The organism is Dongia mobilis (assembly GCF_004363235.1).
Lineage (GTDB): Bacteria > Pseudomonadota > Alphaproteobacteria > Dongiales > Dongiaceae > Dongia > Dongia mobilis.
The window spans coordinates 76,659-100,633 of the sequence record NZ_SNYW01000012.1; the positions used below are offsets into that span (position 1 = coordinate 76,659).

Consider the following 23,975-nt stretch of genomic DNA (forward strand, 5'->3'; position numbering starts at 1 on the left):
ACTGGAAAGACGGTCGCGAACGGTCTATCAATGCCGCGCCAGTCTTGGGGGGACGACGATGACCGATACCGTATTCGCCACCGGGTACAAGAACGAAAGCTTTTGGTGGGAGGATGCGCCCCGCCCCGACCGGCGCGCGGGATCCCTGCCGGCCAAGGTCGACGTGCTGGTGATCGGTTCCGGCTATACCGGCCTGATGGCGGCCTGGGAAACCGCCAAGGGTGGCCGGTCGACCCTGGTCGTCGATGCCGAGGCCGCCGGTTTCGGCTGTTCCAGCCGCAATGGCGGCCAGGTTTCCACCAGTATCAAGCCGACGCTCTCCGAGCTTTCCGGCCGCATGAACGAGGAGATCGCGCGCGGTGTCAGGCAGGAAGGCATCGACTCGCTCGCCTATGTCACCGATCTCGTGGAAACGCAGAAGCTCGATTGTGACTGGCGCGTGGTCGGGCGTTATCACGCGGCGCATAACCCGAAGCAGTTCGATGCGCTGGCCAAGGCGATGCAGACCCAGCCCCAGGGCCTCGTCGTCCCCTACGAGATCGTGACGCGGGCCGAGCAGTCCAAGGATATCGACACCGCCTTCTACCATGGCGGCGTCGTCTATCCGAAACATGCCTCGCTGCATCCCGGCAAGTATCACCTGGAATTGCTGCGCCTCTCCGAAGGCGCTGGCGCGCAAGTGGTTTCCTATTGTCCGGTCACCCACCTCGACAAGGATCCCGGCGGCTTCGTGGCAACGACGCCGCTCGGCCGCGTCAACGCCCGCGACGTCGTGGTGGCGACCAACGGCTATACCGGGCCGCTTACCCCCTGGCACCGCCGCCGCGTCATTCCGATCGGCTCCTACATCATTGCCACCGAGGAATTGCCGCTGGAGCAGACGGCGCGCCTGCTGCCCACCGACCGCGTCATCTCGGACACCCGCAAGCTGGTCTTCTATTACCGCCTGTCGCCGGACAAGAGGCGTATCATCTTCGGCGGGCGCGTCGCCTATATGGAGAACGACCCCAAGGTCAGTGCGCCGCGTCTGCATTACTGGATGTCGCTGGTCTTTCCGGAGTTGAAGGCGACCAGGGTGAGCCATAGCTGGATGGGCTATGTCGCCTATACCTTCGACACCCTGCCGCATCTCGGGCAGCAGGACGGTCTCTACTACGCCATGGGCTATTGCGGCTCCGGCATCTCGCTCGCCACCTATTTCGGCGCCAAGATCGGCCAGCAGGTGCTGGGCAAGAAGGAAGGAATGAGCCCGCTCAACAACGTGCCATTCCAGACCCGACCGCTCTATGAGGGCAATCCGTGGTTCCTGGCCCCCTCGATTCTCTATTACCGCATCCGGGATTCGCTGCCGATCTGAGAGAACTCACCGCCGCGCGCGGAAGAAGCCGCGCAGCAGTTCGGCGCTCGCCGCTTCCGCCGTCGTCGGCCCGCTGATCTCCGGCCGGTGATGACAGGTCGGTTGCTCGAAAAACCGGCCACCATGCAGCACGCCGCCGCCCTTGGGGTCGGGTGCCGCGAAATGCACCCGCCGCAGCCGCGCGAAACTGATCGCGGCCGCACACATGGCGCAGGGCTCCAGCGTCACGTAGAGTTCGGCGAAGGGCAGGCGCTTCTCGCGCCGGCTGGTGGCGACGGCCCGGATCACCAGCATCTCGGCATGCGCCGTCGGGTCGTGCCATTCCTCAACCCGGTTGTGATCGGCTGCCAGCACTTCGCCGGTGGCTGGATCCACCAGGACGGCGCCCACTGGCACCTCGGCACGCGCAGCGGCGGCTTCCGCCTGGCGCAAGGCCAATTCCATGAAATCCACCGGATGCGGGTGCGGGATGGTCATGGCCCGCACTGTCGGGCCATCGGCCTATTCTGGTCAAGGGTGGGCTTGTGTCCAACCTGCTGATATGAAATAGCTTTGCGAAATCAGTTCCAGCCAGCCCGGAGCCGGCCCCGCATGACCGCACCCTTGATCGGCCTGACCCTTGATGTTGACGCACCGCGCGGCATCGCGAAGGCCCCGCATTATTCCCTGCGCGCCACCTATACCGGTGCCGTCGCCAAGGCCGGCGGCCTGCCACTTTGCCTGCCCCATGAGCCCGGCATGGTCGAGGCCTATGCCGATACCCTCGCCGGCCTGGTCGTCACCGGCGGTGGCTTCGATGTCGACCCGGCCCATTTCGGCGACAACACGCGCCACGCGACCGTGCGCACCAAGGAGGGTCGCACGAACTTTGAGCTTGGCATCGTCAATGCGATGCTGAAGCGCGACAAGCCGGTCCTCGGCATCTGCGGCGGCGAACAACTGATCAACGTGATCCTGGGCGGGACGCTGATCCAGCATATCGAGGACGAGGTTCGCGATTCCCTGCTCCACGAACAGCCCAACCCGCGTACCGAGCCCGGCCACAGGGTGAGACTCAAGGAAGGCTCCCTGCTGCAGAAGATCGTCGGCGGCACGGAACTTCCCGTCAATTCGGCGCACCACCAGGCGGTCAAGACCGTCGGTCCCGGGATCGTCGTCAACGCGACAGCGCCGGACGGCGTCATCGAGGGGATCGAGGACCCGCGCCATCGCTTCTGCCTCGGCGTGCAATGGCATCCGGAACTGGATGTCAGCGAAGGCGATGGCAAGATCTTTGCCGCCTTCATCGACGCGGCAAAAGCATCATGAGCGAGAGCGCATACAAGGGCGAGCGCATTGCCAAGGTGATGGCCCGCGCCGGGCTTTGCTCGCGGCGCGATGCGGAAGGCTGGATCGCGGCCGGGCGCGTCAGTGTCAACGGGCAGAAGCTCAGCTCGGCGGCGATCAACGTGCAGCCCAATGACATCGTGCTGGTGGACGGCAAGCCGCTCCCCGACAAGGAGGGTGCCCGCGTCTGGCTCTATTACAAGCCGAAGGGGCTGATGACCACCGCACGCGACCCGGAAGGCCGCCCGACCGTGTTCGAGCGCCTGCCGCCGGAAATGCCGCGCGTGATCTCGGTGGGGCGGCTCGACCTGAATTCGGAAGGATTGCTGCTACTCACCAATGACGGCGAGTTGGCGCGGCGGCTGGAACTGCCCTCGACCGGCTGGATCCGGCGCTACCGGGTAAGGGTGAACGGTCGCATCGACCCGAAAATCCTCGATCAGGTAAAAGCGGGCCTCACCATCGAGGGCGTGCGCTATGGCCCGATCGAAGCCGCCGTCGACCGGCAGCAAGGTGCCAATGCCTGGATCACCATGGGCCTGACCGAAGGCAAGAACCGCGAGATCCGCCGCATCTGCCAGCATTTCGGTTGGCCGGTCAGCCGCCTCATCCGCATCAGCTATGGCCCGTTCCAACTGGCCGAGATGGAACCCGGCCAGGTCACCGAGGTGAAGGGCAAACTGCTGAAGGACCAGTTGAAGTTCGGCAATGACTGGAAGCCGGAGCTGTCGCGCGCCCTGCCGCCGGCCCATGTCCAGGCGGCGCAGGAAGAACGCAAGCTTCGCGCCGTCGGCGAATATCCTGAGGCCCGCAAGCGCTGGGGCAACAAGACCGCAAAGGACAAGCGCGAGGAGGACCGGCATGAGCCCCGTCCACCCAAGCCAGGCCGGCAGAAGTCTCAGGACGGTAAGTCCCGCCGCATCGAACAGCCGATTACGATGCCGGGAAAAACCGGCAAATCCGACAAATCAGGCAAGTTCGAGGCGGAAGCACGTCAGCTTGCGGCCCGGATTGACGGCACGCTGAAACTGGGGCGACTGCTGGACCACAAGCCGGAAAAATCGGGAGAGGGCGCCGCGCCCGCCGCCAAGCCCAAGCGCCGTGGTCCCCGCAATGCCGGGCAGCAGAAACCCAAGCCGAAACCGAAGCGCGATGCGCATCGATTCCGGTAGCCATCGCGGCACGCGCCTCGCTGTGCCGGAGGGCAAGGATATCCGCCCCACCTCGGACCGTGCGCGTCAGGCCATCTTCAACATCCTGGCGCATGGCCATGACGCCATCAGGGATGCCCGGGTGCTGGATGTCTTTGCAGGGTCCGGCGCCCTCGGCCTCGAAGCCTTGTCTCGCGGGGCGGTCTCGCTCGTCGCGATGGAGCGCGAGCGCATCGCCGCCGATTGCATCAAGAAGAATGCCGCCGCCTGCCATGAAACCGAGCGGACGACGATCCTGCTCGGCGATGCAACCCAGCCGCCGCCCGCCCATCGTTATGGCAAATTCGCGCCCTGCGATCTCGTCTTCCTCGATCCACCCTATGGCCTGGATCTGGTCTCCCCCACCCTCGTGGCCCTGGCGCGGGCCGGCTGGCTCGCCGGCAACGCACTCGTCGTAGCGGAGATGGCGACGCGCGATGCCTTCAGCCCGCCGGACGGCTTCTCCGTCATCGACGAGCGCCGCTACGGCAAGGCACGGGTGGTCATGTTGCGGTATGAAGCCTAGCGATACCTACCGCCGCCCGAACAGTTTCTCGATATCGCTGAGCTTCAGCTCGACATAGGTTGGCCGGCCGTGATTGCACTGGCCGGAATGCGGCGTCGCCTCCATCTGCCGCAGCAACGCGTCCATCTCCGGCCCGGTCAGCTGCCGGCCGGCGCGGACCGAGCCATGGCAGGCCATGGTGCCGCAGATGTCCTCCAGCCGCTCCTTCAGCTTGAAGGCCGCACCCAGTTCCAGGATTTCCTCGGCAAGATCGCGGGCGAGATTTTTGACGTCGCTCTGACCGAGCAAGGCCGGCACCTCGCGTACGGCAACGGCATCATTGCCGAACGCCTCGATGACGAGGCCCAGTTCCTCCAGTTCGACGCTGCGCGACAGCAAGGCATTGACCAGCTTCGACGGCATCTCGACGATCTCGGGGATCAGCAGCGCCTGGCGCTTCACCCCCTGCCCCGCCAGGGCCGCCTTCATGCGTTCCAGCATCAGGCGCTCATGGGCGGCATGCTGGTCGACGATGACGATGCCGTCGGCGGTCTGTGCCACGACATAGGTGCCGAATAGCTGCGCCCGGGCGACGCCCAGGGGGTAGTCGCCGGCAGCCGGTTCCGGTGCAGCCGCCGGCATGGACGGGCGCGCCAACTCGGCGGAAAGCGGCGCGAAGGACGCAAGCGCCGCCTGCACGGCGCCGGTACCGAATCCGGCGGATCGCGGCATCGGCGCATAGGCCGGCGGTGGCGCTGCTGCGACACCGGACATCGGCGCAAAAGCCGCCAGGGTCTGTCCCGCAACCGTGGTCGAGGCGCGGTGTCCGGCGGCGTCAAGGGCGCGGCGGATGCCGCCCACCAGCAGCCCGCGCACCAAAGCCGCATCCTGGAAGCGAACCTCAGCCTTCGCCGGATGCACATTGACGTCGACCAGTTCCGGCGGACAATCGATGAAGAGCGCCACCAGCGGATGCCGGTCGCGCGCCAGGAAATCCTGATAGGCGCCGCGGATGGCGCCCTGCAGCAGCCGGTCGCGCACCGGCCGCCCGTTGACGAAGAGATACTGCATCGACGCCGTGGCGCGATTGAGCGTCGGCAGGCCGGCAAACCCGGAAAGACGGAAGCCCTCGCGCGCGACATCAAGGGCGACGGCATTGTCGGCGAAGTCGCGCCCCATCACGTCGCCGAGGCGCTTCAGCCGCGCGGCATCTTCGCCCTCGGCCAGATCGGGCCGCGCCGCGTCGAAGCGCAGCACCGTGCGGCCGTCATCGCTCAAGCCGAAGGCGACATCGGGATGGGCCATGGCGAGTCGCTCGATCACCTCGACCACGGCATTCTGCTCGGAGCGCGCAGACTTCAGGAACTTGAGGCGTGCCGGCACGGCGAAGAAGAGATCGCTGAGTTCAACCCGCGTGCCGGCGGAGAGCGCCGCCGGTTCCGGCCCGGTCTTCACACCGCCCTCGATCCTTATGCGCCACGCTTCGTCGCTGCCGCGCGCGCGGCTGGTGATGGACAGACGGCCGACCGCGCCGATGGAGGGCAGCGCCTCGCCGCGGAAGCCGAAGAAGCCGATATGGACGAGATCGTCATCCGGCAGTTTCGAGGTGGCGTGGCGCTCCACCGCCAGTTCCAGTTCGGCCCTGCCCATGCCATGGCCATCATCGGTGACGCTGATGAAGCTCTTGCCGCCCTCGCGCAGTTCAACGGCGATGCGGGTCGCCCCGGCATCGACACTGTTTTCGACCAGTTCCTTCACCACCGAGGCGGGTCGTTCGATGACCTCGCCGGCGGCGATCTGGTTGACGAGATTGGCGGGCAGAAGACGAATCGGCATGGGCGCGAGTCTAGACCGGTTTGGCCGCGGATTGTACCGCCACAAGATGCCGCTTGCCGCACCGGCCACGCCGGTGGCTGAATAGCCCCAAGGTCGGACGGGAGAGCGGCAAATGGCGGAAGACAAGGGAGAATTTCCCAGTGGCGAGGATTATGGGCGCAGCCTCCGGGGCTTCGGAATCAACATGCTGGTGCGGAATGTCGCCCGCTCGGTTGCCTTCGCCCGCGAGGTGCTGCTGGCCGAGGTGGCGACCGCCGACCAGGACTTCGCCGTGCTCCGGCACCGGGTCGATGGCCGCGTTCTCGCCGAATGGATGCTGCATGCCGATGGCACCTATCACAGCAACCCCCTGCCTTCCCTGATCGCCCCCGACGGTCCGCGCGGCGCCGGGCTGGAACTGCGGCTTTACGCCATCGATCCCGACGCCGCCGTTGTCCGGGCCAGGGCGCGCAGCGACGTCATCCTGGCCGAACCCGCCGACAAGCCGCACGGTATGCGCGAGGCCTACATCCTGGACCCCGACGGCTATTGCTGGGTGGTCAGTCGGCCGCTGTCGAAAAACCAGGGTTAGTTCCGGCGCGCATAATCCCGGTACCAGGTCACGAAATTTTCGATCGCGACATCGAGCGGTGTCGCCGGTTCGTAGCCGAGATCGGCGCGGGTCAGGCTGAGATCGGCCCAGGTTGCCGGCACGTCGCCTGCGGCCGGCGGCAGCACATTGCGACTGGCCTTGGTACCGCAGGCCGCCTCGATCAGGCCGATCAGATGATTGAGCGTCACCGGCCGGTCGCTCCCCAGATTGTAAAGGTGGTGCGGCACCGCCGCGTCGCGCGCTGGCGGCCGATCGAGCGCGGCCAGCACACCTGCCACGATATCATCGATATAGGTGAAGTCGCGCGAGACGCTGCCATCGCCAAAAACGTCTATCTGGCGGCCCGCCAGGATCGCTTGCGTAAATCGGAAATAGGCCATGTCTGGCCGCCCCCAGGGCCCGATCACCGTGAAAAAGCGTAGCCCGGTGAGCGGCAGCCGATAGAGCTGGGCATAGGCGATGCTCATCAATTCGCCCGACCGCTTGGTGGCGGCATAGAGCGAGGCCGGGCAATCGACCGGATCGTCGATCGCAAAGGGTACGCGCTTGCTGTTGCCATAGACCGAACTGGAACTGGCATAGACGGTATGCGCAACCTGCGGCAGATGCCGGGCGAGTTCCAGGATGTTGAGATGGCCCGCAAGATTCGGTCCGACATAGTCGGTCGGGTGATCGATCGAATGCCGCACGCCGGCCTGAGCAGCCAGATGCACGATGCCGGTGATGCTGTCACGATGATGATGGATCGCCGCCCCTAGCGCCGGCGCGCGGCCAATGTCGGCAAATACGTAGTGAAAATGGGGATGCCGCTCCAATCGGTGGAGGCGGGCCTGTTTGAGCCGGGTGTCGTAATAGGCGTTCATGTTGTCGATGCCGAGCACGCGATCGCCCCGCGCCAGCAAGGCCTCGGCGACATGAAAGGCGATGAAGCCGGCAACACCGGTAACGAGTATGGTCATGAATTTCTCACGCCTTTACGACATTGCGCCCGCGCCAACCCGCCCGCGCCATGCGATCGCGGGTATCGATGATCAGCTTCGCACCGCGTCCCAGCGCCTTGTAGTCGATGCTGTCATGGTCGGTGACGATCAGCACGGCATCGGTCCGCCCCAGAGTGGCTGCACTCAACGCGACCGAGCGTCGCCCCATGAGATGCGGGTGCTCGCGAGACGGCTTCACCGAGGTGATGATGGGGTCGTGGTAATCGACCTTCGCCCCCTGCGCCTCCAAAAGGTCGATGAGCGTCAGGGCCGGGCTTTCGCGCATGTCGTCGACATTCTTCTTGTAGGCGAGGCCGACGATCAGGATGCGCGCATTCTTCAAGGCCTTTCCGGCGCGCGTGCTCAAGGCTTCCGTCAGGCGTGCCACGACATAGCGCGGCATCGCCGTGTTGATTTCTCCCGCCAGTTCAATGAAGCGCGTGCTGATGCCGAACTCGCGGGCCTTCCAAGTGAGGTAGAATGGGTCGATCGGGATGCAATGCCCGCCGAGGCCGGGTCCCGGATAGAACGGCATAAAGCCGAAGGGCTTGGTCTTGGCGGCCTCGATCACCTGCCAGACATCGATGCCCATGGCATCGAAGATGACCTTCAACTCGTTGACCAGGGCAATATTCACTGACCGGAAGATGTTCTCGGTCAGTTTCACCGCCTCCGCCGTCGCCGCATCGGTGACCGGCACGGTTTTTACCACCACCTGGTCGTAGAGCGCCTTGGCCAGTTCCCCGGCGGCCGCGCCATCGCCCCCCACCACCTTGGGTATGGCGGCAGTGCCGAACTGCTCGTTTCCGGGATCTTCGCGTTCGGGCGAATAGGCGAGGAAGAAGTCGCGTCCGGACCTGAGGCCGCCCACCTCCAGTTCCGGCTTCACCACGTCGTCCGTGGTGCCCGGATATGTACTCGATTCGAGGACGACGAGTTGCCCCTTGCGCAGGTGACGGGCGATCGTCCGCGCCGTGTTGGCGACAAAGGAGAGGTCCGGTTCCCGCTGGCGGGAGAGCGGTGTCGGCACGCAGATGATGATCGCGTCCATGCGCTTCAACCCGGCAAAATCGCTGCTGGCGGCGAGGCGGCCGGCTTTCACCAGCGGCGCGATGCGCCGCCCCGGGATATGGCGGATGTAGGATCGGCCGGCGGCAAGCTTTTCGGTTTTTGCGGCGTCGATGTCGAAGCCGGTCACGGCAAAGCCCTTCTCGGCGAAGACGCAAGCCAGCGGCAGGCCGACATAGCCGAGCCCGATTATGCCGATCCGCGCCCGGCCGGAGACGATGCGCGCCAACAGGGCAGCGGCGGCCGGTTTCCTGGATTTTCCTCTGATTGCCATGACTTAACGTGACTCCGTAAGGCGCCAGCACCCTAGCAAGGAACCGGAGGCGACGCCACCACTTGACCTTCCCATGATGGGAAGGAACATATGGGAATGGCGCAACGAAAGGAAACCCCGTCATGAGCGCCAGCGAACTTCGCCTCGACGTCACCGGCATGACCTGTGCCGCCTGCGCCACCCGGATCGAGAAGGTGCTGCGGCGCCTGCCCGGCGTGGAAGCGGCCGCGGTCAACCTCGCCAGCGAGGAGGCAATCGTCAAGGCCGTTGCCCCCGCGACCCGGGAAAGGATTGTCGAGGCAATCGAGAATGCCGGTTACGGTGTGCGGCCCGAGAACGCAGCGGAAGAGCGCGACCGCGAGTCGTGGTGGGTCGCGGCCGGCGTCCTGCTCTCGCTGCCGCTGGTTGCACCAATGCTGTTGGAACTGGCAACGGGCGAAAGCTGGATGTTGCCGCCCTGGGCGCAGCTTGTCCTCGCCACACCTGTCCAGTTCGGCCTCGGCCTCCCCTTCTATCTGGGTGCCTGGCGGGCGTTGCGGGGCTTCAGCGGCAACATGGACCTGCTAGTCGCCATCGGCACATCAGCCGCCTTCGGCCTCAGCCTCTACCTGATGGCAACGCACCCGCACCATCTCTATTTTGAATCCGCCGCCGTCATCATCGTCCTGGTCCGCCTCGGCAAGTGGCTGGAAAAGCGCGCCAAGAAACGGACGCTCTCGGCACTCTCCGCTCTCAATGCCCTATGGCCCGCCGAGGTACTGGTGCGTCGCGCCGACGGCGAAAGCGAAATCCCGTTGCAGGATCTCGTTGCCGGCGACATCGCCATCATCCGCGCCGGCGCCCGCATTCCCGCGGATGGCTGCATCATCGCCGGCGAGAGTGAACTCGACGAGGCGCTCATCACTGGCGAAAGCCGGCCGCGTGCCGTGGCTCCGGGCGACCGGGTCATCGGCGGTGCCGTGAACGGCATGGGCCGGCTGGAGGTCGAAATTGCCGCCGTAGGTGCCGAGACCATGCTGGCGCGGATCATCCGCATGGTAACGGAGGCGCAAGGTGCCAAGGCACCGATCCAGCGCCTCGCCGATCGGGTCTCGGAAGTCTTCGTGCCGGTGGTCCTGGCGATCGCACTGGTCACGTTCATTGGTTGGGTAGCGGCCGGTGCCGGAGTCGAAACCGCGCTGGTCAATGCTGTGGCGGTCCTCGTCATCGCCTGCCCCTGCGCACTCGGTCTTGCCACCCCGACCGCGATCATGGTGGGCGTCGGGGTGGGGGCAAAGCACGGAATACTGATCCGCGACGCGGCAGCGCTGGAGACCGCCGGCCGGATCGATCTCGTCGCCTTCGACAAGACCGGCACGCTGACCGAAGGGAAGCCGCATCTCCAGCAGACAGTGGAAATGCCCGGCGTCGACCCCGAGCAGGCTCTGGTCATCGCCGCCGCACTTCAGTCCGGCAGCACCCATGCCCTCGCTGATGCCCTGCGCGGCGCGGCCGGAGAACGTCCGCTACCGGCAGCATCTCAGGCAAACGTGATCGCCGGTCGCGGCGTCACGGCATTGATCGACGGTCACCCCTATATCCTCGGCAATGCGCGCATGATGACGGAACGTGGCTTCGACCTGGCTCCCCTGCAGGGGCCCGCCGACCGGCTCGCAGCCGAGGGGGCCAGCATTTCCTACCTCGCCGAAACCGACGGGCATCAGCGCCTGCTTGCCCTCTTCGCCTTTGCTGACCGCCTGAAACCGAATGCGCATCGCGCCGTCGCAGCCCTGCACGATCTCGGCATCCGCGCGTTGATGCTGACGGGTGACAACAAGGGTGCTGCTGCCAGGATCGCCGCCGAACTGGGGCTTGACGACGTGCGCGCCGAACTGCTGCCCGGCGACAAGACCGATGCCATCCGGCAGTTGAAGCAGCAGGGCAACCGGGTCGCCATGGTCGGTGACGGAATCAATGACGCGCCGGCCCTGGCCGGCGCGGATCTCGGCCTTGCCATGGCGACCGGCACCGATGTCGCCATCGAGACGGCCGGGGTGGCGCTGATGCGCGGCGATCCCGCCCTGGTGCCGCAGGCCATCGACCTGGCGCGGCGGACCAGCCGCAAGATCTGGGAGAACCTGGCCTGGGCCTTTGTCTTCAACGTACTTGGGCTGCCGCTTGCCGCGTTCGGCTATCTGACCCCGATCATCGCCGGGGCCGCCATGGCGCTCTCCTCTGTCGCCGTGGTCACCAATGCGCTGACCCTGAATCGTTGGAGGCCGTGATGGAGATACTCAATATCGGCGAGGCAGCGCAGGCCAGCGGCGTCTCGGCCAAGATGATCCGGCACTATGAAGCGATCGGCCTGCTGCCGCGCGCGCAGCGTAGCAACGCCAATTACCGGATCTATGGACCGCAGGATGTCCACAACCTGCGCTTTATACACCGCGCGCGCTCGCTCGGTTTCCGGCTGGAGGACATCCGCGAATTGCTGGCTCTGTGGCGCAACCGCCAGCGCTCCAGCGCGCAGGTGAAGAAACTGGCGCTTGCCCATGTCGCAGAACTGGAGGAGAAGATTGCCGCGATGCAGGAGATGGCAGAAGCGTTGAAACACCTGGCACAGCACTGCCATGGCGATGACCGGCCCGATTGCCCGATCCTGGAGCAACTTGCCGACTAGAAGCGGCCGATTAAAATCGTATGAGCCGCTTCAGCAGGGGCAATGGTGCATCGGTTGCCTCACGGCCAATCCGGAAAACCAGGGATCGGTCGCCGCCCGAGATCCGATAGACCCCGCCCTTGTCGAGCGGCAGGTCGCCGGCGGCCAGTTCGAAAATGCCATCTGTCGACTGCACCTGCCAGGTGCGGGCGGGATTGCGCCGATCTTCGATGGTGAGATTGGCAAGATCCAGCGCAATCACGACGGGCAGACGACTGGCAAGAACGAATGCCGCCTCGCGGGCAATGGGGTCGGCGTCTGCGGCGCTGTCGGGATCGCGAAAGGCCAGGGCTGCGCTCTGGCTGGCCTCTGCCGGCGTCAGATCGAGTGCGGCCGGGTCGCACGAGATCGTCTGACGCTGTACCGCCCCACCCGTTACATCCGACTGCAGGCGCCCGATGGCGACCTGCCCGCCGCGTATTGTCTCGCGCTGGCAGGATTGCAGGTATGAGAGGATGACCCCCTGATCGCTTGCCAGGCTGAGCGAATCGCCCTCGCGCAGCAGGTGGAACGGGGGGATCGCCGTCACGTTCGCGGTCGCATCCTCGACGATGGCGACCGGCGGGCGCGGTTCGGCGGATACCGAGCCGGACCATGCCATCAGGGCGATAGTCGTCAACGGAAACAAGCCACGGCACGGCATCGCGTCACCTCGAGGCGGCAGAACGCTATAGTGGTATCATCAAATCCGCAACCCGCCCTGTCAACGTGGCGTACAGGCGAAAACTGTGCGCCAGGACACCTTTTTGTGTCCTCGACAACACCGGTTGCGCTGCGGCAACGAGGGTGGCAAGATTAGCTGTACACAGGAACAATAAGCGGCGATCGAACGCCGCAGGCAGGATGCATCGCGAAAAATGCGCGATGCCAAAACAGGAGGGTGTCTGGAAATGAAGAAGCAGGAAATCCTGAGCGCCATGAAGGCCGGCCGCCTCACGCGCCGCGACATGATGAAACTGATGTCGGCGACCGGCGTGACCATGGCTCTCATCCCGATGGGGCGCGCCAGGGCCGCCGACGAAGCAATCAACTTCACCTGGGAAGGCTATAACGAGCCGGGCTTCCACCCGGCCTATGCCGAGAAGCATGGCGCAGAGCCGGAAGGCCCCTATTTCGCCGATGTCGGCGAAGCGCTCGCCAAGGTGCGGAGCGGCTTCAAGGTTGATGTCGTCCACCCCTGCAATCTCGACCTCAAGAACTGGCGCGATGCGGATGTGATGCAGCCGATCGACACCGGCCGGCTGTCGCATTTCGGCGATCTGTTCGAAAGCCTCACCAAGCTGGAATTCGCCCAGGGCGACAACGGCGAGCAGTATTTCATCCCGGTGGACTGGGGCAATACCTCGATACTCTACCGTCCGGATCTGGTGGAGGTTCAGGAGGAATCCTGGACCATGCTGTGGGACGAGCGCTACAGCGGGCAGATCTCCATGGCGGCGGACGCGACCGAATCGGCCGCCATCGCCGGTATCGTGCTGGGCGTGGCCGATCCCTTCAACATGACTGACGAAGAACTGGCCAAGGCCAAGGATCTTCTGGTCAAACAGAAGTCCCTGCTGCGCTTCTACTGGGACAGCAACTCGACGGTCGAACAGGCACTCGCCTCGGGCGAACTGGTGATGTCGACCGGCTGGAACAGTTCGGTGGTGACCCTGCAGGGCCAGGGCGTGCCGGTCAAGTTCGCCAATCCCAAGGAAGGCATCATGAGCTATTGCTGCGGCCTCGTCCTGATGAAGGACGCGCCGCATATTGACAAGGCCTATGACCTGATCGATGCCATGATCGCGCCGGAGGCCGGCAAGTGGCTGATCGAGTCCTACGGCTATGGTCATTCGAACAAGAAAACGTTCGAGATCGTCGAGGATGCCATGCTCAATGAGCGCGGCCTGCCGAAGGACCCCAACCTGTTCTTCGCCAAGGGCATCTTCCAGCGCCCGACGGCAGACGCCGACCGTCTCCACAAGATGTTCGAGGAAGTGAAAGCCGGCGCGTAAGTCCGATTGAAGGCGGCCCGCTTCGGCGCATTCAATCGGCCTGCGAATCGGGACCGGGGGTGGGGACGCCCCGGTCCCGATTCATTGATTTTCCGGCGGTAGATCATGACAGCATTGGCATCGGGCGCGACGTCGCCCACTTCCCAGGATCCGACAAGGCGGCGGCCGGAATGGCTGGCTGGGCTCTGGCTCATTGCGCCGACCCTCGCCATCGTCATCGGCATGATGCTGGTGCCTCTCTGCGCCATCGTCATCGTCAGTTTCTGGACGCAGACCGGCTTCGATCTCGACACCAGTTTCACGCTGGCCAATTACGGCCTGCTGGTTGACGACGCACTCAAGTGCTTCTCGGATGGTTGCGGCCTGTATTCGACGCTGATCATCAAGTCGCTCTGGATTTCTTTTGTCGCCACTTCGGCTGTCGTGTTGCTGGCATATCCGATGGCCTATTTCATGGCCTTCCGCATCCAGCGCGGCAAGCTGGTGTGGATCATCCTGCTGACTGTACCGTTCTGGACTTCGTACCTGCTGCGGGTCTTCGCCTGGAAGGTCATCCTGGGCTTCAACGGCGTCATCAATTCGGGTCTGAAATCGCTCGGCCTGATCGAAAAGCCGCTCGAGTTCCTGCTCTACAATCCAGCCTCGGTCACCATCACACTCGCCCACGCCTGGGCCGCCTATGCCGTGCTGCCGATCTATGTCAGCCTCGAGAAGATCGATCGTTCGTATCTCGAGGCAGCGACGGATCTCGGCGATTCCAGGTGGAAGCGGTTCTGGCGGGTCACCTTCCCGCTGTCGCTGCCGGGCACCATTGCCGCGATCCTGCTGGTCTTCATCCCGACTGTCGGCGACTATATCACGCCGACGCTTGTCGGCGGCCCGTCCGGGATCATGATCGGCAACTCGATCGCCACCCAGTTCATCAAGGCCAACAATGCGCCGCTGGGCGCCGCACTCTCCTGCCTCATGATGCTGGCCATCACACTGGCGGTATGTCTGTTCCTGGCCGTGATCGGCAAGAAGCGACTGAAGGGGGCCGATATCTGACATGTCCTTCCTGCGCCGACATACCAACCTGCTTTCCCTCTTTGCAGTCCTCTATCTGCTCTTTCTCTACGTGCCGGTCCTGTTGCTGCCGCTGTTCTCCTTCAACGACAACATCTACGTGACGCTGCCCCTCAAGGGCTTCACCTTGAAATGGTACGAGAGCCTGGCTGGCAATTCGGCTCTGCTCAATGCGCTGTGGGCCAGCGTCAAGGTCGGAATCGGGGTTTCCATTATCAGCACCGTTCTCGGGCTGATGGCGGCGCGGGCCATGACGCGCTACCGCTTTCCGGGTCGCCGCTCGATCTATGCCCTGATCCTGCTACCGCTGGTGATTCCCTACATGGTGATCGGCGTCTCCACCCTCGTCATTCTTCGGCGTCTGCTGGATGTCGAACTCAGCCTGCTCACCGTCGGCGCCTCGCACGTCCTCATCACCGTGCCACTCTCGATGCTGGTGCTGATGGCGCGCATGGAGGGCTTCGATCGCAGCCTGGAGGAGGCCTCGCGTGACCTCGGCGACACCGCCTGGCGCAGCTTCCGGCGCGTGACCCTGCCGCTGGTCATGCCGGGCATCGTCTCCAGTTTCCTGCTTTGCTTCATCACCTCGTTCGACGAATACCTGCTGGCCTTCTTCCTGGCCGGAAGCGATTCAACCCTGCCGATCTTCATTTTCAGCACCCTTCGTTTCCCCAACAAGATTCCCGACGTGCTGGCATTGGGGTCGCTCATTCTCATGATCTCGATCGTGCTGGTGGTGCTGGCGGAGTGGCTGCGCCGGCGGGGCATTTCGGGCAGTGATTCTTCGGTACTCTGAGGGCAAGATGGCGTCATCCGACAATGCAATGATCACACTGAGCGCGGTAACCAAGCGCTTTGGTGCCTTTACCGCCGTCGATGCGGCGACCTTCGACATTGCCGCCGGCGAGTTCTTTTCGCTGCTGGGCCCGTCTGGCTGCGGCAAGACCACGCTTCTGCGCATGATCGGCGGCTTCGAGCAGCAGACGTCCGGCGAAATCCTGATCGACGGCGAGGCGATGGGAACGCGGCCGCCCAATCATCGCCCGACCAACATGGTGTTCCAATCCTACGCGATCTTTCCGCACCTCGATGTGGCGGAGAACATCGCCTACGGTCTCGCCAACCGGCCGGTTGACAAGGCGACCGTCGCCCGGAAGGTCGATGCCGCACTCGAGATGGTCAGGCTCTCCGGCCTCGGCAAGCGGCGCGCCAACCAGCTTTCCGGCGGCCAGCGCCAGCGCGTCGCCCTGGCCCGCGCCATCGTCTGCGAACCCAAGGTCCTGCTGCTGGACGAGCCGTTGGGCGCCCTCGACAAGAAGCTGCGCGAGGAGATGCAGATCGAGCTGCGGCAGTTGCAGAAATCGCTCGGCATTACCTTCATCTTTGTCACTCACGACCAGGAAGAGGCGCTGTCGCTGTCCGACCGCATCGCCGTGATGGCGCGCGGCAAGGTCCTGCAGATCGACAGCGCCACCGCCCTCTACGAGCGGCCGAATTGCCGTGAGGTGGCCGGCTTCATCGGCAACATGAACTTCTTCGAGGGCCGGGTCGTGGCAGTCGAAGGCGATCAGGCGGTGATGGAGATCGGCCCCGATATCCGTGTGCGCGTCCCGCTGACCGGACAGTCGGTGACTGCGGGCGGCAATGCAATACTGGCGGTGCGCCCGGAAAAGATCGATGCGGTCGTGGATAGGCCGGCCCCCAGCCGGAACGCCATCCGCGCCACCACCCGGGCCAGTTCCTATCTCGGCGACCGCAGCCTGATCCTGGCCGATTGGCACCAGGAAGCGGCACCGGTTTCGGTCTCGCTGCAGAACCGCCACGCGGCGGCGGAAAGCCCGCTGGCCGGCGGCGCGGCTCGCGAAATATGGTTAACCTGGCCGGTCGAAGCGGGGGTTCTTCTGTCTGATTGACCCCTACCAGGGTCGGCCTTGATTGATTTCGCAACGCAGCGTAAAGAATTAATATGCTTTATCACGCCATTGAGGCGCAGTATCTCGCGCTGACGCCGCTCCGGATCGCCGCCGACGCCTGGCGCGACCTGCTTGCCCATCCGCACAATCCCTTGGCTGAGACGACGCTGCACAGGGCCGGGGCGGCAGCCTGGGAGATTTTGGCCCGGTCGGCGCGACGACATGGGCGCCCCGAATTCGGCATCCGCGAAGTCAGCGTCGATGGAATCATCACCGCCGTCAGCGAACGCGTGGTGATGGGCGAGCCGTTCTGCCGCCTGATCCATTTCGAGCGGGCGCTGCAAAAGCCGCGCAACGACCCGAAGGTGCTGCTGGTCGCCCCGCTGTCCGGCCATTTTGCGACCCTTGTCCGGGATACGATCGAGACCCTGCTGACCGAACACGAGGTCTATGTCACCGACTGGCAGGACGCCCGCGAAGTGCCGCTGGCCGAAGGCGCCTTCGGCTTCGAGGATTATGTCGACGTGCTGATCCGCGCCCTGCGCCACCTGGGTCGCGGCGTCTCGATGCTGGCCATCTGCCAACCGGCACCGGCTGCCGTCGTGGCAGCCAGCATGCTGGCCGAAGCGAAGGATCCGGCGACTCCCCGCCACCTCATCCTGATGGGCGGTCCGGTCGACACGCGCAAGGGGCCGACCGAGGTGACGCGCCTCGCCAAGTCGCACAGCCTTGCCACCTTCGATGCCGCCGCAATTCATCACGTGCCGCCGATGCATCCCGGTGCCGGGCGCAGGGTCTATCCCGGCCTGCTGCAGCTCTCCGGTTTCATGTCGCTCAATCCGGACCGGCATCTGAAGGCGCATCTCGATTTTCTCTGGGCCCATGCCAAGGGCGACAACCAGTTCGCCGCTGCGCATCGCCGATTTTACGAGGAATATCTGGCGGTCATGGATCTCGACGGCCAGTTCTATCTCGACACCGTGCGTATCGTATTTCAGCAGCACGCCCTGGCCACCGGACGGCTGACGCATCATGGCCAGAACGTCGCCCCCGGCGCGCTCACGCAGACCGGTCTGATGACTATCGAGGGCGGTCGCGACGACATCACCGGGGCGGGGCAATGCCATGCCGCCCATGCGCTCTGCACCCGCCTACCAGATCGGCTGCGCCTGGAACTCACCGAGGATAAGGTTGGCCATTACGGCCTCTTCAGCGGCCGCAAATGGCGCGAGCGGATCTATCCCGCGATCCGCGACTTCATTCGCACCGCCAACCCGAGATGAAGCGCGCTGCCGCCAGCCCCGCGGCCGAGGCGCTCCCCTTCTGGAAGACGACGCCGCTTTCCAAGATGACGCCGGCGCAATGGGAGAGCCTTTGTGACGGCTGCGGCAAGTGCTGCCTGGTCAAGCTGCGCGACGTCGACACCAATGAAATCCTGTTCACCAACATTGCCTGCAAGCAGCTCGATTTGCGCTCCTGCCGCTGCAAGGACTACCAGAACCGCAAGGCCCTGGTGCCGGATTGCGTGCAATTGACTCCGCGCAATATCGGCCGCATCGACTGGCTGCCGGAGACCTGCGCCTACAAGCTGGTGCATCGGGGGGAAGACCTGCCGTGGTGGCACCCGCTGGTTTCCGGCGACACCAGGACGGTGCACCAGGCCGGCATTTCCATGCGCCGCCGCGCCATCTCGGAGGGCCGCGCCGGCGAGCCCGAGGATCACATAGTCGACTGGATCAAATAGCTGGGATTACGCGTCGTCACGCGGCAGCCAGGGCACCCGGGCAACCTCGATGCCCTCTTCGGCCAGTTCCCGGTGCTGCTCGTCGCTGGCCTCGCCATAGATGCCGCGGGCCTGCGCCTCGCCGTAATGGATCTTGCGCGCCTCGTCGGCGAAGCGCTCGCCGACATAGTCGCAATTCTCTTCCACCTTGCGCCGCATTTCGGCCAGCTGGTCGCGCATGGCCTTAGCCATCACGGCCATGTTGGGTGAATCGTCCTTGCCGGCACTGCCGATCCGCGGCGCCATCAGGGCCTTCGCCACCTTGCGGTCGCCACATTCCGGGCACTCGACCATCCTCCGGGACAATTGCCGGTCGGCCGAATTGCCGTCCTTGAACCAGATATCGAAACTATGGTTCCGGCTGCAACTGAGTTGAAATAGGATCATTTTCTTTGCAATGCCTGTTCATCCGCTGGCGTGCAATGTCTCCTAAACATCCTGCGCCGGCAATTCTTAAGAAATATAGGGTCGCATGACAAAAATGCTACCATCCCGGCCATTGATGCGGCGCCCCTTTGACAAAAGCGTGTGATGGAGCAGTTATCGGCCAGCCCCCCTTCTGCCTGGGTCGCGCGCTTCACTGCGGCCATCACCCCCGGCGCGCGGGTCCTGGATGTGGCCGGCGGCAATGGCCGGCACAGCCGGTTCCTGCTCGCCAAAGGTTTCCGGGTGACGGCCGTAGACCGCGATATCGGTGGTCTTGCCAGTATTCCCGGCCTGGAGGTCGTCGGGGCCGATCTGGAGAATGGCGCGCCCTGGCCCTTCCTGGGCCGGGGATTTGCCGCCATTGTCGTAACGAACTATCTGCATCGTCCCCTTTTCCCCCACCTCGTCGCGTCCCTCGTCACCGGCGGGATCCTGATCTACGAGACGTTCCAGCAGGGCAATGAACGCTTCGGCCGGCCAAGCAATCCGGATTTCCTGCTGGCCCCTGGCGAGTTGCTTCGCGTCGCCGAAGCGCAGCGCCTCACCGTGCTGGGCTATTTCAGCGGCTATACGACGATACCCAGGCCAGCGGTGATCCAGCGGATCGCAGCACGGCAGGGAACCTCATAGGGGCTCTCGGCTAGTGGCTTTTGGGGTGCTCGCCCTTGGCGAGTTTCTCGATGCGGTAGCGGCACATGGCATCATCGACGTTGGACCATGACAGGCGCGACCATTCGGTCTTCGCGTCCTCATAGGAGTCGAACGGCCCGGACCATTGCTCGCCACCGCCGGGCGCCGGCTCGCTGAAGGTGGTGTCGCAATAGGGACCGCCCACGACCCAGAAGCAGATCTCGCCGCCCTCTTCCTCGATGCGGTAGCGGGCATTGGCCTGGTCGACCGTCTCCCAGGCCCGCTTCTGCCAGGCGGCCTTGGCGTCATCATAGGTCGAAAACGGTCCGATCCGCTCTTCCTTGCCACCGCCGGAAATGCGATCGAAATTGGTGTCGGCGTAGATGCCGCCGATAACCCAGTAGCGGGCCATGATGTATCTTCGGTTCCCTTGACGTCGTGACCGGCCGGCACCTGCTTGTGCGGACCGCTCGAAAACCGTCCTAACCAACGCATTCTTAACTGGATTTCGAGTCGTCGGCAAAGCATAAATCGCCTGACGAGGCAGCGCCGACTCGCAGGTCGAGTCGATTGCCACCCATACCAGCCGCGGGACAGGTAATGACCGGAGATATGCGACCGGAGGATTTCGGGGCCGTCTATGAGCGATTCCAGGCCAGCGTGTCGCGCTATGATTGCGGCCGCTTCTGCTCGCCGCTGAATGGCGGCCAGCCGGTCTGCTGCGACACCGCCCATGCCATTCCGGTGGTCGACAAGCCGGAATTCCAGTACCTCAAGGCCCGCACCGACCTCTGGCACAAATACAAGCCGACCGACGCCAATTCGCGCAAGATCGTGGCCGAACTGCACAAGGGCTGCATGGCGATCGAGTGCAAGGGGGCGCGCTTCTGCGAGCGCGACAACCGGACTCTCGCCTGCCGCGCCTTTCCCTTCTATCCCTATTTCACCAGAGCGGGCGAGCTTGTCGGCCTTGCCACCTACTGGACCTTCGCCGATCGTTGCTGGCTGATGTCGAACATGCAGGTGGTCGAGAAGAAGTTCATCCGGGAATTCATCGCCGCCTATGAGTACGTCTTCGAGCGCGATCCCGAGGAACTGACCGCGATGAAGAAGCATTCAGTCAACCATCGCCGGCAATCGACGCGCCTCAACAAGCCGATTTTCCTGATCGGGCGCCAGGGCGGCTTCCTCAAGGTGATGCCGAAGACTGCCGAAATCCGCCCGGCGGCCGTCACCGAACTGGCGAAATACGGCCCCTATAAATCGCCCCGCGCCTATGCGAAGGCGGTCAAGGATTATGGCGGCGAGATGCCCAAGCAATCGCCTTTCGTCGACTGAGCTTGACTCTCGTCCCGGCTGCCACCCACTCTGGCGATAGCCAGCTTCGGGGGCAGCCAGCACGATGTCACAGGCCTTTCCACACCTCTTCCAGCCGCTTCAGCTTCGCCACAAGACGCTGAAAAACCGCATCGTGTTCGGCGCCCATACTGCCAACATGAGCGAAGGCGGTCTGCCGGGCGACCGGCATCTCGGCTATTACCGCGAGCGTGCCCGGGGCGGTGCTGCCATGATCGTGGTCGAGCCGGTGCCCGTGAACGCCCATGCCGTGCTGACGCGCGGCAATTTCCGCCACGGCGACGATGCCGTCATCCCGCATTTCCGGCGCATCACCGAGGCCTGCCACGAGCATGGCACGGTGATGATCCAGCAGCTCTATCATGTCGGCGCCCATGGCGACTGGGACAATTCCTTCGCCGCCAACCACTCACCCTCCGGCGCCCCGTCGATGCATGACAGCGACGGCAGCCACCGCATGACGGCGCGCGAGATCGAGGCGACAATCGGGGCCTTCGTGGCGGCAGCCGGCCGCGCCCAGGCCGCCGGCTATGACGGCGTGGAATTGATGGCGGCCTATAACGCCATCATCGAGCAGTTCTGGTCGCCTTTGGCCAACCGTCGAGATGACATCTATGGCGGCAGTTTCGAGAAGCGCATGCGCTTCTCGCACGACCTGCTGCACGCGATCCGCCGCAAGGTGGGCGATGATTTTATCATCGGCATGGCGATCAGTCTCGATCCTGGCAGCCCGGCGGCACTCACCATCGAGCAGCAGATCGAGATCGCGCTGTGGCACGAGAAGCGCGGCCTCTACGACTACACGACGCTCGGCACCGGCTCCTATTTCGACTTCACCAAGATCATCCCGCCCTTCGTCTATGAGGACAAGATGGGCGCGCCCTTCGCCGAGGCGATGAAGGCAGCAATGACCACCATGAAGGTGCAGGCGGAAAGCCATATCCGCACGCCGGAGAATGCCGATTACGTCATCGCCAGCGGTCAGGCCGATACGGTCAGCATCGTACGCGGCCAGATCGCCGACCCACACCTTGCCATCAAGGCGAAGACAGGACGGCCGGAGGATGTGCGCGGCTGCATCTCCTGCAACCAGATGTGCTGGGGAAGGCGCTCGCGCGACTACTGGATATCCTGTCTCATAAACCCCTCGGCTGGACGCGAGTTCGAATGGGACGGCGACACCTTCAAGCCGGCGGCACAACCCAAATCCGTGCTGGTGGTGGGCGGCGGCCCTGCCGGACTGGAGGCGGCGCGCGTCGCCGCCGAGCGCGGCCATCGTGTCATCCTGGCGGAGGCAACCGATCGCCTGGGCGGCCAGTTCCGCCTCGCCGGCCTCCAGCCACGGCGCGGGCAGATCACCGACCTCATCACCTGGTATGAAGGCCAGCTTGCCAAGCTGCAGGTGGAAGTGCGCCTCAACACCTATCTCGAGGCGGACGAGATTGCGGCCTTGAAGACCGATGCCATCGTGCTGGCCACAGGCTCGCAACCCGCCATGACCGGCTGGCAGCGCGGCATGGCGCATCGCGACTCAATGCCCGGGGTCGACGGGCCCAATGTTTGGTCGGTCGAGGAGGTGATGCGGCGCGAGGCGCGCCTCGGCGCCCGCGTACTCATTCTGGACGATGCCGGCAATTGGCGCGCCCCGGGCACGGCCTGGCACCTTGCGGAAAAGGATCACAAGGTAACGCTGCTTACCGCCGATGCCTATATCGGCCGCGACCTCGCCCGTACCGCTGCTGATTTTCCGATGCGCGCGCGCCTCAAGAAGCTCGGTGTCATCTTTTTCACCGACTCGGTCATCGTCGCCTGGCATGGCGATGCGGCGACGATCCGCGATCTCTCGACCGGGGAGGAACGTCGCCAGGAGTTCGACTCCCTGGTACTGGCCACCACCAATGTGGCCGATACCGCCCTGCAGGAAGATTTGGCCCGGACCGGCATCGACCATCACGCCATCGGCGATTGCCTTGCCCCGCGCCATGCCGCCGCCGCGATCTATGAAGGCCGCAAGCTGGGCCTGTCGCTCTGATGCACCATCTCCATGCCGAGCGGATTCACGCCATCGCCGACTATCCGGGCGTGGTGGCGGCCCTCAAGGAGATGAACCGCACGGGCGTCGATGCGATCGACCGCATGCTGCTCAGCCAAACCCAGGCTAACGGAACACAGAACGACTGGCTGATGCTGCCCGCCTGGCGCTACGGCAGAAATTTCGGCATAAAGCTGGTCAGCGTATTTCCCGATAATCCGGCACGCGCTCTGCCGGCGGTCCAGGGGATCTATGCGCTGTTCGATGGCAAGACGGGCACCGCCATCGCGACACTCGACGGCGCCGCGCTGACACTGGTCAAGACGGCCGGCAATTCGGCGATGGCGGCCGACCTCCTCGCCCGAGCGGATGCCGCCACCCTGCTGATGGTGGGCGGCGGCGCCCTGGCGCCGCATCTCATTGCCGCGCATTGTACCATGCGGCCGATCACGCGCGTGCTGTGGTGGAACCGCCGCAGCGAGGTGCTGGCTGAACCAGCCAGGGATCTGCGACGGCGCGGGATCGCGGTCGAGATCGTGACCGACCTCGCCGGAGCGGTCACCGCCGCCGACATTGTCTCGACGGCGACGCGGGCGACGGCGCCCGTCATCAAGGGCCAGTGGCTGAAACCCGGCTGCCATCTCGATCTCGTCGGCGGATACCTGCCGGAAATGCGCGAGGCCGATGACGACGCCTTCCGCCGCGCCGCGCGCCATTACATCGACGCCCGCCTTACCACCGTTGATGTCGCGGGCGATGTAACCCAGCCGATCCGCGACCGCCTTGCCGATGCCGCGGATTTTATCGACATGTTCGAACTCAACCGCGGCAGCAAGCCAGGTCGGCGCGACCGGGACGAGATCACCTGGTTCAAATCCGGCGGCGGTGGTCATGAGGATCTGGCGGTGGCCCAATACCTCTACGACCGCGCCAGCGCGGCAGGCTGACGC

24 protein-coding genes are annotated in these 23,975 nt (G+C 64.6%); 17 read left to right on the forward strand and 7 right to left on the reverse strand.

Features of this window, described 5'->3' with window-relative positions:
• Nucleotides 1–58: 58 nt before the first annotated feature.
• The gene (locus A8950_RS16215) at nt 59–1,357 is read left to right on the forward strand and encodes an NAD(P)/FAD-dependent oxidoreductase (RefSeq protein ID WP_133614733.1); all 1,299 of its coding nucleotides are present in this window, start codon (nt 59–61) and stop codon (nt 1,355–1,357) included.
• Between the two features lie 6 nt (nt 1,358–1,363).
• Here the strand turns inward: A8950_RS16215 and A8950_RS16220 are convergent, their stop codons facing one another.
• On the reverse strand, nt 1,364–1,834 hold the full coding sequence (locus A8950_RS16220) for a nucleoside deaminase (protein WP_243735676.1): 471 nt from the start codon (nt 1,832–1,834) through the stop codon (nt 1,364–1,366).
• Nucleotides 1,835–1,948: 114 nt separating this feature from the next.
• Between A8950_RS16220 and A8950_RS16225 the strand changes: the two genes are divergently transcribed.
• The 3 genes from A8950_RS16225 to rsmD are packed head-to-tail and all read left to right on the forward strand — an operon-like array spanning nt 1,949 to nt 4,399.
• A complete protein-coding gene (locus tag A8950_RS16225; protein WP_133614734.1) occupies nt 1,949–2,665 on the forward strand; it encodes a gamma-glutamyl-gamma-aminobutyrate hydrolase family protein in 717 nt (238 codons plus the stop codon).
• Nucleotides 2,662–3,855, forward strand: coding sequence for a pseudouridine synthase (locus tag A8950_RS16230; RefSeq protein ID WP_208109898.1), 1,194 nt, complete (start codon nt 2,662–2,664; stop codon nt 3,853–3,855). The genes A8950_RS16225 and A8950_RS16230 overlap by 4 nt, the downstream gene beginning before the upstream one ends.
• On the forward strand, nt 3,836–4,399 hold the full coding sequence (gene rsmD, locus A8950_RS16235) for a 16S rRNA (guanine(966)-N(2))-methyltransferase RsmD (protein WP_133614736.1): 564 nt from the start codon (nt 3,836–3,838) through the stop codon (nt 4,397–4,399). The genes A8950_RS16230 and rsmD overlap by 20 nt, the downstream gene beginning before the upstream one ends.
• A 6-nt stretch (nt 4,400–4,405) precedes the next feature.
• On the opposite strand, the gene mutL is transcribed toward rsmD, so the two are convergent.
• Entirely contained in the window at nt 4,406–6,214 is a 1,809-nt protein-coding gene (gene mutL / locus A8950_RS16240) for a DNA mismatch repair endonuclease MutL (RefSeq protein ID WP_133614737.1), read from the reverse strand.
• Between the two features lie 112 nt (nt 6,215–6,326).
• On the opposite strand from mutL, the gene A8950_RS16245 reads away from it, so the two are divergent.
• Nucleotides 6,327–6,785 carry a VOC family protein gene (locus A8950_RS16245; protein WP_133614738.1) on the forward strand — a complete coding sequence of 153 codons (459 nt, stop codon included), beginning with the start codon at nt 6,327–6,329 and terminating at the stop codon, nt 6,783–6,785.
• Here the strand turns inward: A8950_RS16245 and A8950_RS16250 are convergent.
• Both A8950_RS16250 and A8950_RS16255 read right to left on the reverse strand, forming a co-directional pair.
• Nucleotides 6,782–7,765, reverse strand: coding sequence for an NAD-dependent epimerase/dehydratase family protein (locus tag A8950_RS16250; protein WP_133614739.1), 984 nt, complete (start codon nt 7,763–7,765; stop codon nt 6,782–6,784). The genes A8950_RS16245 and A8950_RS16250 overlap by 4 nt on opposite strands.
• A 7-nt stretch (nt 7,766–7,772) precedes the next feature.
• Entirely contained in the window at nt 7,773–9,128 is a 1,356-nt protein-coding gene (locus A8950_RS16255) for a nucleotide sugar dehydrogenase (RefSeq protein WP_133614740.1), read from the reverse strand.
• Between the two features lie 122 nt (nt 9,129–9,250).
• Between A8950_RS16255 and A8950_RS16260 the strand changes: the two genes are divergently transcribed.
• Nucleotides 9,251–11,392, forward strand: a complete 2,142-nt coding sequence (locus tag A8950_RS16260; RefSeq protein ID WP_133614741.1) for a heavy metal translocating P-type ATPase — start codon at nt 9,251–9,253, stop codon at nt 11,390–11,392.
• Nucleotides 11,392–11,787, forward strand: coding sequence for a Cu(I)-responsive transcriptional regulator (gene cueR, locus A8950_RS16265; protein WP_133614742.1), 396 nt, complete (start codon nt 11,392–11,394; stop codon nt 11,785–11,787). The genes A8950_RS16260 and cueR overlap by 1 nt, the downstream gene beginning before the upstream one ends.
• Nucleotides 11,788–11,797: 10 nt before the next feature.
• Here the strand turns inward: cueR and A8950_RS16270 are convergent, their stop codons facing one another.
• On the reverse strand, nt 11,798–12,427 hold the full coding sequence (locus tag A8950_RS16270; RefSeq protein WP_133614743.1) for a hypothetical protein: 630 nt from the start codon (nt 12,425–12,427) through the stop codon (nt 11,798–11,800).
• A 289-nt stretch (nt 12,428–12,716) separates the two neighbouring features.
• On the opposite strand from A8950_RS16270, the gene A8950_RS16275 reads away from it, so the two are divergent.
• The 6 genes from A8950_RS16275 to A8950_RS16300 all read left to right on the forward strand — a co-directional run bounded on the left by A8950_RS16275 (nt 12,717) and on the right by A8950_RS16300 (nt 18,542).
• Nucleotides 12,717–13,820: an ABC transporter substrate-binding protein gene (locus A8950_RS16275; protein WP_166645233.1), complete on the forward strand. Its 1,104-nt coding sequence runs from the start codon at nt 12,717–12,719 to the stop codon at nt 13,818–13,820.
• 105 nt (nt 13,821–13,925) lie between these two features.
• Nucleotides 13,926–14,867 carry an ABC transporter permease gene (locus A8950_RS16280; protein WP_133614745.1) on the forward strand — a complete coding sequence of 314 codons (942 nt, stop codon included), beginning with the start codon at nt 13,926–13,928 and terminating at the stop codon, nt 14,865–14,867.
• A gap of 1 nt (nt 14,868) precedes the next feature.
• Nucleotides 14,869–15,681, forward strand: a complete 813-nt coding sequence (locus A8950_RS16285; protein WP_133614746.1) for an ABC transporter permease — start codon at nt 14,869–14,871, stop codon at nt 15,679–15,681.
• A gap of 28 nt (nt 15,682–15,709) precedes the next feature.
• Entirely contained in the window at nt 15,710–16,798 is a 1,089-nt protein-coding gene (locus A8950_RS16290) for an ABC transporter ATP-binding protein (RefSeq protein WP_133614886.1), read from the forward strand.
• Nucleotides 16,799–16,851: 53 nt separating this feature from the next.
• Entirely contained in the window at nt 16,852–18,081 is a 1,230-nt protein-coding gene (phaZ, locus tag A8950_RS16295; RefSeq protein WP_133614747.1) for a polyhydroxyalkanoate depolymerase, read from the forward strand.
• Complete coding sequence (locus A8950_RS16300; protein WP_133614748.1) at nt 18,078–18,542, forward strand: YcgN family cysteine cluster protein; 465 nt, start codon at nt 18,078–18,080, stop codon at nt 18,540–18,542. The genes phaZ and A8950_RS16300 overlap by 4 nt, the downstream gene beginning before the upstream one ends.
• Before the next feature lie 6 nt (nt 18,543–18,548).
• On the opposite strand, the gene A8950_RS16305 is transcribed toward A8950_RS16300, so the two are convergent.
• Nucleotides 18,549–18,968: a DUF1178 family protein gene (locus A8950_RS16305; RefSeq protein WP_133614749.1), complete on the reverse strand. Its 420-nt coding sequence runs from the start codon at nt 18,966–18,968 to the stop codon at nt 18,549–18,551.
• Between the two features lie 144 nt (nt 18,969–19,112).
• Here A8950_RS16305 and A8950_RS16310 point away from each other — a divergent pair, with 144 nt between their 5' ends.
• Complete coding sequence (locus A8950_RS16310) at nt 19,113–19,637, forward strand: class I SAM-dependent methyltransferase (RefSeq protein ID WP_133614750.1); 525 nt, start codon at nt 19,113–19,115, stop codon at nt 19,635–19,637.
• Nucleotides 19,638–19,647: 10 nt separating this feature from the next.
• Here A8950_RS16310 and A8950_RS16315 read toward each other — a convergent pair whose 3' ends face one another.
• Nucleotides 19,648–20,049: a DUF4170 domain-containing protein gene (locus tag A8950_RS16315; RefSeq protein ID WP_133614751.1), complete on the reverse strand. Its 402-nt coding sequence runs from the start codon at nt 20,047–20,049 to the stop codon at nt 19,648–19,650.
• A gap of 188 nt (nt 20,050–20,237) precedes the next feature.
• Here A8950_RS16315 and A8950_RS16320 point away from each other — a divergent pair, with 188 nt between their 5' ends.
• From A8950_RS16320 to A8950_RS16330, 3 genes are all read left to right on the forward strand, one after another.
• Nucleotides 20,238–20,975 (forward strand): hypothetical protein, encoded by a 738-nt coding sequence (locus tag A8950_RS16320; RefSeq protein ID WP_133614752.1) that lies wholly within the window; start codon nt 20,238–20,240, stop codon nt 20,973–20,975.
• 64 nt (nt 20,976–21,039) lie between these two features.
• Complete coding sequence (locus A8950_RS16325) at nt 21,040–23,025, forward strand: oxidoreductase (RefSeq protein ID WP_133614753.1); 1,986 nt, start codon at nt 21,040–21,042, stop codon at nt 23,023–23,025.
• On the forward strand, nt 23,025–23,972 hold the full coding sequence (locus tag A8950_RS16330) for an ornithine cyclodeaminase family protein (protein ID WP_133614754.1): 948 nt from the start codon (nt 23,025–23,027) through the stop codon (nt 23,970–23,972). The genes A8950_RS16325 and A8950_RS16330 overlap by 1 nt, the downstream gene beginning before the upstream one ends.
• The last annotated feature ends 3 nt before the right edge of the window (nt 23,973–23,975 follow it).

Excerpts from the sequence above, each read along its gene's own strand:
- A8950_RS16290 (WP_133614886.1), top strand. The coding sequence starts at position 15,710 with ATGATCACACTGAGCGCGGTAACCAAGCGCTTTGGTGCCTTTACCGCC.
- A8950_RS16225 (WP_133614734.1), top strand. The coding sequence starts at position 1,949 with ATGACCGCACCCTTGATCGGCCTGACCCTTGATGTTGACGCACCGCGC.
- cueR (WP_133614742.1), top strand. The coding sequence starts at position 11,392 with ATGGAGATACTCAATATCGGCGAGGCAGCGCAGGCCAGCGGCGTCTCG.
- A8950_RS16325 (WP_133614753.1), top strand. The coding sequence starts at position 21,040 with ATGTCACAGGCCTTTCCACACCTCTTCCAGCCGCTTCAGCTTCGCCAC.
- A8950_RS16245 (WP_133614738.1), top strand. The coding sequence starts at position 6,327 with ATGGCGGAAGACAAGGGAGAATTTCCCAGTGGCGAGGATTATGGGCGC.
- A8950_RS16255 (WP_133614740.1), bottom strand. The coding sequence starts at position 9,128 with ATGGCAATCAGAGGAAAATCCAGGAAACCGGCCGCCGCTGCCCTGTTG.
- A8950_RS16315 (WP_133614751.1), bottom strand. The coding sequence starts at position 20,049 with ATGGCCCGCTACTGGGTTATCGGCGGCATCTACGCCGACACCAATTTC.
- A8950_RS16305 (WP_133614749.1), bottom strand. The coding sequence starts at position 18,968 with ATGATCCTATTTCAACTCAGTTGCAGCCGGAACCATAGTTTCGATATC.
- A8950_RS16275 (WP_166645233.1), top strand. The coding sequence starts at position 12,717 with ATGAAGAAGCAGGAAATCCTGAGCGCCATGAAGGCCGGCCGCCTCACG.
- A8950_RS16215 (WP_133614733.1), top strand. The coding sequence starts at position 59 with ATGACCGATACCGTATTCGCCACCGGGTACAAGAACGAAAGCTTTTGG.
- A8950_RS16330 (WP_133614754.1), top strand. The coding sequence starts at position 23,025 with ATGCACCATCTCCATGCCGAGCGGATTCACGCCATCGCCGACTATCCG.
- A8950_RS16270 (WP_133614743.1), bottom strand. The coding sequence starts at position 12,427 with ATGGCATGGTCCGGCTCGGTATCCGCCGAACCGCGCCCGCCGGTCGCC.
- A8950_RS16280 (WP_133614745.1), top strand. The coding sequence starts at position 13,926 with ATGACAGCATTGGCATCGGGCGCGACGTCGCCCACTTCCCAGGATCCG.
- phaZ (WP_133614747.1), top strand. The coding sequence starts at position 16,852 with ATGCTTTATCACGCCATTGAGGCGCAGTATCTCGCGCTGACGCCGCTC.
- A8950_RS16320 (WP_133614752.1), top strand. The coding sequence starts at position 20,238 with ATGACCGGAGATATGCGACCGGAGGATTTCGGGGCCGTCTATGAGCGA.
- A8950_RS16300 (WP_133614748.1), top strand. The coding sequence starts at position 18,078 with ATGAAGCGCGCTGCCGCCAGCCCCGCGGCCGAGGCGCTCCCCTTCTGG.
- mutL (WP_133614737.1), bottom strand. The coding sequence starts at position 6,214 with ATGCCGATTCGTCTTCTGCCCGCCAATCTCGTCAACCAGATCGCCGCC.
- A8950_RS16250 (WP_133614739.1), bottom strand. The coding sequence starts at position 7,765 with ATGACCATACTCGTTACCGGTGTTGCCGGCTTCATCGCCTTTCATGTC.
- A8950_RS16230 (WP_208109898.1), top strand. The coding sequence starts at position 2,662 with ATGAGCGAGAGCGCATACAAGGGCGAGCGCATTGCCAAGGTGATGGCC.
- A8950_RS16285 (WP_133614746.1), top strand. The coding sequence starts at position 14,869 with ATGTCCTTCCTGCGCCGACATACCAACCTGCTTTCCCTCTTTGCAGTC.
- A8950_RS16220 (WP_243735676.1), bottom strand. The coding sequence starts at position 1,834 with ATGACCATCCCGCACCCGCATCCGGTGGATTTCATGGAATTGGCCTTG.
- A8950_RS16260 (WP_133614741.1), top strand. The coding sequence starts at position 9,251 with ATGAGCGCCAGCGAACTTCGCCTCGACGTCACCGGCATGACCTGTGCC.
- rsmD (WP_133614736.1), top strand. The coding sequence starts at position 3,836 with ATGCGCATCGATTCCGGTAGCCATCGCGGCACGCGCCTCGCTGTGCCG.
- A8950_RS16310 (WP_133614750.1), top strand. The coding sequence starts at position 19,113 with ATGGAGCAGTTATCGGCCAGCCCCCCTTCTGCCTGGGTCGCGCGCTTC.